Here is a 6,985-nt window from a genome sequence, read left to right as displayed (position 1 = left end):
CGGCTATTCCGTCTCGAACGAAGACGCCGTTTCAATTGAGCAGCAGAAGGCCAATGCGGATGATGTTCGATCGGAGGCGGCCGAGGCTGTGGACCGTGTGCTCGCTGACACCAATGCGACAAAGGATGAGAAGGCCGAACGTCGGGAAGCGCTGACAGAGGAGCCGGCAGTCATCGCAGCAGCGCGAGGCAAGGGGCGGGGGCGGAAGCGCTAACCCCACCCTCGGCTCGTCGGGACATGTGGGCTCGCCCCAGCTATCGCAAAACGTCTGCGACAGCTCGTTTTACGAGCGAGATCTGCTGGGAGGATCGACTACCGGACCACCAGTGCAGGGATAGTTGTACTTGCCAGCACCTCAGACGTCTGGCTCCCGAGCACGACTTTCTGTATGCCCCGTCGGCCATGAGAGGACATCACGATGAGGTCGCAGCCCTTGAGCTTGGCCAATCGGACGATTGCCGCGGCCGGAGAAACATCGATCTCGTGTTCCAGATCTACCGTGACGCCGTGTTCGGACGCGCGTTGCTCTATGGAGGTAATGCGTTCCTTGATGAACTCATCAATCTGCTGACGGGCTGCAGGTGCCATCTCCGGACGCAGGGGCGCCGAAACGGTCAGAACGGTGACTTTCGCCCCGAGCGGCTTGGCGAGCGCCAAGCCGTGTTCAAGACCCTTGCGAGCAAGTTCGGAGTCGTCGGTGGCGATCAGAATGTGTTTGTACATTTGCCCTCTCCGGTAGGAAWTGCGCYGGCATCCTGGATGAMATTGATCSGAAGAAGCCGTCGGCCTGATGGTCCCGATACTGCCAGTCCTTCCTGTCGCTGTATCTGCTCGATGCCGTGGCTTTTGTGAGGGCCCGGGCGCCCTCGGCCAAGTTGGTCGCGGGTGTTATTTTCGATGGCAATATTGCATAATCCGGCGCGCTTTATGATTTGATTGATTGCAGATTTGCCATCGTGAAATTGACGCTTGGATGCGTCCTGGAACGGGAGCGCCTGAGCCGAGGCCGCAGGGGCGCTCTCCTGATGACCCTCGCCGCCGTCGGCTTCATCGCATGGATCGTCGCTAGAGGTTTGCCGTGATGCCTGCAAATGCAGAACGAAAACAGGGCGGCAGCAAGTTCAAGCCGGGCCAGTCGGGCAACCCGGCCGGCAAGGCAAAGGGCACCCGACACAAGGTGACGCTTGCCATTGAAGCTTTGCTGGAGGGCGAGGCCGAGGCGCTCACACGCAAGGCGATCKAGTTGGGACTGGCCGGCGACATGACTGCTCTGCGGCTCTGCATGGATCGGCTCGCATCTGTGCGTCGCGACCGGCCAGTCACCCTTGACCTCCCCAGGATCGAGACGGCGGCCGATCTACCCAGCGCGACGCAKGCCATCCTGGAGGCAGTCGCAGCGGGGGAACTTACTCCGTGCGAGGCAGCCGAACTAGGCAGGCTGGTGGATGCCCATGCCAGGGCCATCGAGGTCACCGATCTGCACCGCAGGCTCGAGGCACTGGAAGAAGGGCGGGCATGACGAAGCCCAGCAACATGACGCGACTGTCGGAGCGCATTGCGAAACTGGAGACAACGCGCGCCATGAACCGTGTGCAGTATGTGGTCAGCAACCGCCCGCCAGGCGATGAGTATTGGACGGCGATTGGGATTACCGAGGATGCCATGCAGCCGGGTCGATGCCTGACGGAGGAGGAATGGCAGGCCAAGTTCCGCCGCTGAGCCGGGCGCCGCTTCAGGCGCATCACAGGGCGTCAAGGGCGCGGCCAGGGCCACCAAGGGCGCAAAGGCCCTGTGACCTGGTGGTGGCCTCGGAGGCGAATTGCCACCCCTCGGCGCGGGTCTTGCCCAGGATGTCGAGCAGAAGGTTGCCGAACGCGCCGCGCTCCAGGCCAAGGCACCCATGGGCAAGGCCGCCGACATCGACAGAGCGACTCTTCGGCTACTCCCGCCTGCACGATGCCCCCCAGGTGCCGCAGTTCGATCTGCCGCGTTATGAGCCGCCGCGTGGCGTCCCGGCCAGGGTCCAGGATTTGATCGCCAACCTGCAAATCCGCAGATGCACGAGTACATCAGCAAGGCCGCCAGCACGACAATGCAGGCGACATGGTCGTCGCCGCCGCCTACTTCCTGTCCCCAGGGGCTCGCCAGGCGGCTAAGGGCGGCAGGGCCGCGCTCAAGGTAGCAGCGTCCTGCGCCGAGGCCCGCATCGGGGACAACTGCGGGCCAGGCCTCGACCGCCTCGGCACGCCGACCTATCACGCGGGCCGCGGTCTTGCCGCACCTGGGCGACGGTGCCCGGGCCTAAAACACCCCATCCCCGTCGAGGAGATGAGCGCGGGCGTCATCTCGAGGCGACCTCGCGCCGAGACGGATCATCGACCCGTAGGAACTACAGGGCGCCATCCTGACGCCGGCCCTCGGCGACACCCTCATCACCCCGGACGGCGGCAGGGGCGCGAAGATCACGGTCGAGGCCGCGCACACCCTCCAGTAAAGCCGCCCCGGGATCCGTCCGCATCAAATCGGCGGGGATAGGTGCGGACAGGCGGGATCCGCCGAGCTTCGACGCCTGCCCGACCCCGTGGCGACCCCGCCTAAACCCCGGCCGACCGCCCGCCACCTCCCCCTCACCCCGCGTAACCCCTTGATAACCCTCGCTTTCCTTAGCGCGTCCCGGTTGTGCGATCGAGGCGGGGCAAGACGACATTCCTGCACGGCAGGACCGCGCGACTAGTCAAATTATGCAACAATTCCAAGGGGCTGACCCCCCAGGGATCCCGGCTGCCTCCCTTACCCAGATCACCAGCTAAGTCATTGATTTCATTGGGAAATTTTTGAACGACTATGTGCCTTTTCGAGCGCCGCCGCGCCCGGCCCCGGAGAGAAGCCTTGTTTTAGGAATGCCCCCCCTGGCCCCTGAAAGCGAAGGTTGGGCCTGGAGGGCCCCGTCGAGCCTCAGGAGGCCCGTGGCGGCCGTTTGAGTTTGGCCGGCGCGTCTTGTGAGGCTTKGGATTAGGGCTCCGAGGGCCGAAATGCTAGGAAATGGACGCCCATCCTCACCCGCAGTGACCGCCTCAAGTTGTATCGTAAGCTGGCTGGTCGGCTGGAGCGGGCACAGTGCGCGTTGCAGCGGTGTCCGATCGGATCAAGCGGGACGCGCCCTATATCTTATGAAGGGCGCGTGGCTCGACGGCGGGCGACGAGATGCGCAGTGCGCCGATACGTGCTACGCTCGCAAATTCGGGAGAAGGAAAATGAGAATGCTGCGAGGTGCTTTCCGCCGTTGTGGTGTCATCACAGCTATCGCGTTCTCTGCTGCAATGTTTATCTCTGATGCCCACTTCAACGTTGCTGAGGCACAGAAGGCGCGGGCGGAGGATCTTGCTTGCGGCAAAGAACTACAAGAGCGGTGCAGTGGCAAAGGAGTGCCGGTACAAACAGACGCGGCTGGGTGGGTCAAAACAGACCTCCTTAGTTGCCTTTCCCAAGAAAAAGACAAGTTAGCAAAAAAATGTGCGGCACGCGCGGCTAATGTTTTGAAGAGCTGCAGCGCGGATGCCAATCAGCGTTGTAAAGGAATCGTGGCGGGTCAGGGCAATATTCTCGCATGCCTTACAACGGCAAGGCGCGTGGTTTCCGCGCGATGCAATGCGGCTCTTGATGCCGCTTACTTGCGCCAATGATCCTATCTCTACGGTAGCGACCTACAACTGTAGTAATGCCCCCCTGACCGTCAATCCATTACCGAGACGATGCCGCTTGCGGCGTGGCGGCGTTCGCAGCCACAGTCCCCGTCGTCCCTTGGGGGGGGCTCACTACCCGGGGGCGAAGTCACCTAATCTGAACCGGCTGATCCATGCGCCGCGCATTCGCGAGCGTCGCGCCGTAAAGTTCAGCCAAGACCCTTGGGTCAGCGCCAACAAGCTCGACGTCGGCGAGCCGTGGGATCCGTCCATGAAAATGGACGGGGGCGAGGTGGGGCACATCATCGGCCCGTGGTTTTGCCACTGCTGGGAAGACCAGCCTTGCGGCGGGGCGGCCTTCGCGGTCACATGCCCGGCATCCCTTGCCTCGGGGAACCCATGCCCAGCCTCATGCCGCACGCCGGCCGCGCTTACGGCACCCGCTGAATGTGGGTCGTGGCCCGGGTCAGCCGTGAGGCGCTGGCGCTCGCCGAACTGAAGCGCAGCGGCTTCGAGGTCTATGCGCCGCGCATCGTCGAGCGCCGTGTCTTGCGCCGCCGGGTCGTCGAGGCGACGCCACTGCTTTTTCCGAGCTACATCTTCGTCGGGATCACGGCGCAATGGCATGGAGCGCGCTGGTCGCCGGGCATCAGGTCGCTGATCATGAAAGGCAGCGGGCCTGCGCGGGTCGCCGATGACGTCATCGGGGAGCTGCGCGGGCGCGAGGTCGACGGCCTGATCGAGCTACCGCCGCGCTTCTTGCCTGGCGATCGGGTGCGGGTCGAGCGCGGGCCCTTCGCAGGATTGGCTGGGCTGTATGCCGGCCAGGCGCCGTCCGAGCGGGTGCTGATCCTGCTGTCGCTGCTGGGCGCGGCCCGGCGGGTTAGCACGGCACAGCAGGGACGCTCCGGCCTGGGCATTGAAGCGCAGCGCGCCGCCATTGCCCGCTTTGCCGAGGTCGAAGGCTTCGAGATTGTCGGCGAGCATGTCGAGGTCGAGACAGGAAAGGGCTCCGATGCTCTCGATCGTCGCCCGCAGCTTGGCGCCGCCCTGGCCGAGGCCCGCCGCCACAAGTGCGCGGTCGTCGTCGCCAAGCTTGATCGCCTGTCTCGTGATGTGGCCTTCGTCGCCGGCCTCATGGCGCAGCGCATTCCATTCATCGTCACCGAGCTGGGCGCGGATGCCGACCCGTTCATGCTCCACATCTATGCCGCGCTCGCCGAGAAAGAGCGCGCCATGATCTCCGCCCGCACGAAGTCGGCGCTGGCTGCCGCGAAGGCGAAGGGTGTGCCGCTCGGCAACCGGACGAACCTGGCCGAGGCCCAGGCCAAGGGCGCGGCCACGGGCAAGGCCAATGCTGATCGCTTTGCCGCTGCGATCCTGCCGATGATCCGCGACGCTCGCGCCTCGGGCGCTTCGCTCCGGGCGATAGCGGACATGCTCAATGCCAGAGGCGTCCAGACGGCTCGTAAGGGCAAATGGGCCGCGACGCAGGTGCGGGACATTCTTCTTCGGGCCTAGGTCTTCGGGGGATTGTCCGGAAGCGGGGGGCGATGGTCCGATGATCTTACCCATAGCCCCTGGCAAGACGTCGTCTGGGTGATGTGGGGCGTTGTTCAGCGCTCCGCCAGCGGCGTGCCGGTCATTGTGTCCCGACGCCGCACCTGGTCGCCGGAAGCGACGTCATGCTGGCATTACTGGACCGGCTCGCGCCGACCTGGATGGCATTGTTATCCAGGTCGGGTGCCACTTCTTTTTTTGTTCCGCCGCAGCCGGCCGAGCGCCATAGGTTCCGGGGGGAGGCGTCGCCGCGAGATCGCGGGCGTCGCTCAAGCGGCCTTGCGTGGGGGCTGGAGCGGCCCGCCAGCGACATCTTCGGTCAACCTGCTGCACTCGGCAATGATGTCATCGCCGAGGTCAGCCAGCGCCTTGCCCTCGTCGTCCAGCGTCTCGGACAGGCTTATCGTGGCGTCGATCTGGCCGGCCTGGAAATCCAGGAAGTCCTGCGCGTCTTTTATATCTGCAGCGGCCCTCAGGCGCGCAAAACCTAGATCCATGCACGTCCGGAGCATATCCATCTGCAGAACACTCAGCTTTTGCAGATTGTCGAGGGCGAGCCTGTTTGCCTTCACGACCGCCGTGAGAAATGTCTCCCACGGCTCCATCAGGTTTTTCGGCAGGTCATGCATGGTCGTGTCTCCTCTCAATGAGACTGTGACTGGTTGCGAAGCCCGCTGCTTTGAAGAAGAGCTTCAAGCGCTGCGGCATGGACGCCTGTAAAGGGCGCCAGGACGACCGCGCCCTGTCGCTCGCCGCTCTCGGACCGGGCAAAGCGGATCGCCTCGCTGCGATTGGGGAAAGTGGCCGCGACAAAGCCACCGATCTCGCGGACGGTCCAGCTGCCGTCACGGCTCCGGCCGACGATGAAGCTGCTGCTCCGCATGCTGCTGCCGCGATGCGGCAAGGTTTTCGCGTGGATCATGGAGGTCTCCAGCTGAGGATCGCATGGGCGCCTAACGTATGGATCCGGTTTGACCTGATCGTGTGGCCCTTGATCAGAGCCTCTTTCAGGTCATGGGAAGGATCGATGGCGCCTGGATCAGGATAAGTTGGGTTGCATGCAGATCTTCCCAGTCCATTTTAAGAAGATCGGCGCAATCGGTAGATTTGAACGGCCATTATTGCCTGGCCGCGACGAGAGCAATCCCGCCGAGGTCTTTTCAATGCGCGAGGCGCAATCTCTTTCTGGCCTTGCAATCGGCCTCTGCCGCCGCGCGAGGGGATTATTCATTGATGCAAGCGAGATACAACACAAAATATTCGTATCGAGGACTTTTAATTTACTTGACCCATATATTGGCCGGTTCCCGGCAATCTGATGCAGCATATGGTGCCGGTTAGGCCAGGTTCCGTTCAATTGCGGATCGGGCGGCCTTGAAGGTGGCTGCTGCGCCCGGCACAGCGCCCTGCTGCTGTTCAAGAACGAGAAGCGCGATTTCGTAGATCTCCCTTACGTCGGCGGACTGCAAAACGCCCTTCTGCACCAGGCAGCGCAGCAGGCCGGCCATGGTTGCGGAGGAGACGAGGTTTGCTGCGGCGATGCCATGCGATGGGGCAAGGGGCATCGCGCGCTCATTGTGCCCCTGGATGTGCGGGTTCCGGCACATCGTAGCCGTCCGCTGCGTACAACGTAATTTTGTTACGCAACGTGCGGATGGAGATGCCGAGCAGAGAGGCGGCATGGGTGCGGTTGCCGCCGGTTTCCCGCAGCGTGGCGAGGATCAGTTGGCGTTCGACAAAGG

At 63.4% G+C, this 6,985-nt stretch carries 11 protein-coding genes; 6 read left to right on the top strand and 5 right to left on the bottom strand.

Annotated elements, in window-relative coordinates; genetic code table 11:
* Positions 1 to 214: hypothetical protein (locus AC1DJT_RS32490; protein ID WP_476835685.1), on the top strand; the 214-nt coding region annotated here is incomplete at its 5' end.
* 98 nt (positions 215 to 312) lie between these two features.
* Here the strand turns inward: AC1DJT_RS32490 and AC1DJT_RS32485 are convergent.
* Positions 313 to 723 carry a universal stress protein gene (locus AC1DJT_RS32485; protein WP_476770255.1) on the bottom strand — a complete coding sequence of 137 codons (411 nt, stop codon included), beginning with the start codon at positions 721 to 723 and terminating at the stop codon, positions 313 to 315.
* 358 nt (positions 724 to 1,081) lie between these two features.
* Between AC1DJT_RS32485 and AC1DJT_RS32480 the strand changes: the two genes are divergently transcribed.
* From AC1DJT_RS32480 to AC1DJT_RS32465, 4 genes are all read left to right on the top strand, one after another.
* Positions 1,082 to 1,519, top strand: a complete 438-nt coding sequence (locus AC1DJT_RS32480) for a DUF5681 domain-containing protein (RefSeq protein WP_476835684.1) — start codon at positions 1,082 to 1,084, stop codon at positions 1,517 to 1,519.
* A complete protein-coding gene (locus tag AC1DJT_RS32475; RefSeq protein ID WP_476770253.1) occupies positions 1,516 to 1,719 on the top strand; it encodes a hypothetical protein in 204 nt (67 codons plus the stop codon). The genes AC1DJT_RS32480 and AC1DJT_RS32475 overlap by 4 nt, the downstream gene beginning before the upstream one ends.
* 1,541 nt (positions 1,720 to 3,260) lie before the next feature.
* Positions 3,261 to 3,683, top strand: coding sequence for a hypothetical protein (locus AC1DJT_RS32470; protein WP_476835683.1), 423 nt, complete (start codon positions 3,261 to 3,263; stop codon positions 3,681 to 3,683).
* Positions 3,684 to 4,139: 456 nt separating this feature from the next.
* Positions 4,140 to 5,204: a recombinase family protein gene (locus tag AC1DJT_RS32465; protein ID WP_476835682.1), complete on the top strand. Its 1,065-nt coding sequence runs from the start codon at positions 4,140 to 4,142 to the stop codon at positions 5,202 to 5,204.
* 308 nt (positions 5,205 to 5,512) lie between these two features.
* Here AC1DJT_RS32465 and AC1DJT_RS32460 read toward each other — a convergent pair whose 3' ends face one another.
* Positions 5,513 to 5,872: a phasin family protein gene (locus tag AC1DJT_RS32460; protein ID WP_476770250.1), complete on the bottom strand. Its 360-nt coding sequence runs from the start codon at positions 5,870 to 5,872 to the stop codon at positions 5,513 to 5,515.
* A gap of 14 nt (positions 5,873 to 5,886) precedes the next feature.
* The gene (locus AC1DJT_RS32455) at positions 5,887 to 6,165 is read right to left on the bottom strand and encodes a hypothetical protein (protein ID WP_476770249.1); all 279 of its coding nucleotides are present in this window, start codon (positions 6,163 to 6,165) and stop codon (positions 5,887 to 5,889) included.
* Between the two features lie 136 nt (positions 6,166 to 6,301).
* On the opposite strand from AC1DJT_RS32455, the gene AC1DJT_RS32450 reads away from it, so the two are divergent.
* Positions 6,302 to 6,562, top strand: coding sequence for a hypothetical protein (locus tag AC1DJT_RS32450; RefSeq protein ID WP_476770248.1), 261 nt, complete (start codon positions 6,302 to 6,304; stop codon positions 6,560 to 6,562).
* Positions 6,563 to 6,580: 18 nt separating this feature from the next.
* On the opposite strand, the gene AC1DJT_RS32445 is transcribed toward AC1DJT_RS32450, so the two are convergent.
* Together AC1DJT_RS32445 and AC1DJT_RS32440 are read right to left on the bottom strand one after the other, a co-directional pair.
* Positions 6,581 to 6,850: a hypothetical protein gene (locus AC1DJT_RS32445; RefSeq protein ID WP_476833244.1), complete on the bottom strand. Its 270-nt coding sequence runs from the start codon at positions 6,848 to 6,850 to the stop codon at positions 6,581 to 6,583.
* A complete protein-coding gene (locus AC1DJT_RS32440) occupies positions 6,816 to 6,968 on the bottom strand; it encodes a helix-turn-helix domain-containing protein (protein WP_476835686.1) in 153 nt (50 codons plus the stop codon). Before AC1DJT_RS32440 ends, AC1DJT_RS32445 begins: the two co-directional genes overlap by 35 nt.
* Positions 6,969 to 6,985 lie beyond the last annotated feature (17 nt).

The organism is Allobosea sp. 05T422_2, from assembly GCF_056396265.1.
Note: the sequence above shows the minus strand (reverse complement) of the source record. Positions and strands in the feature narration are given on the sequence as shown.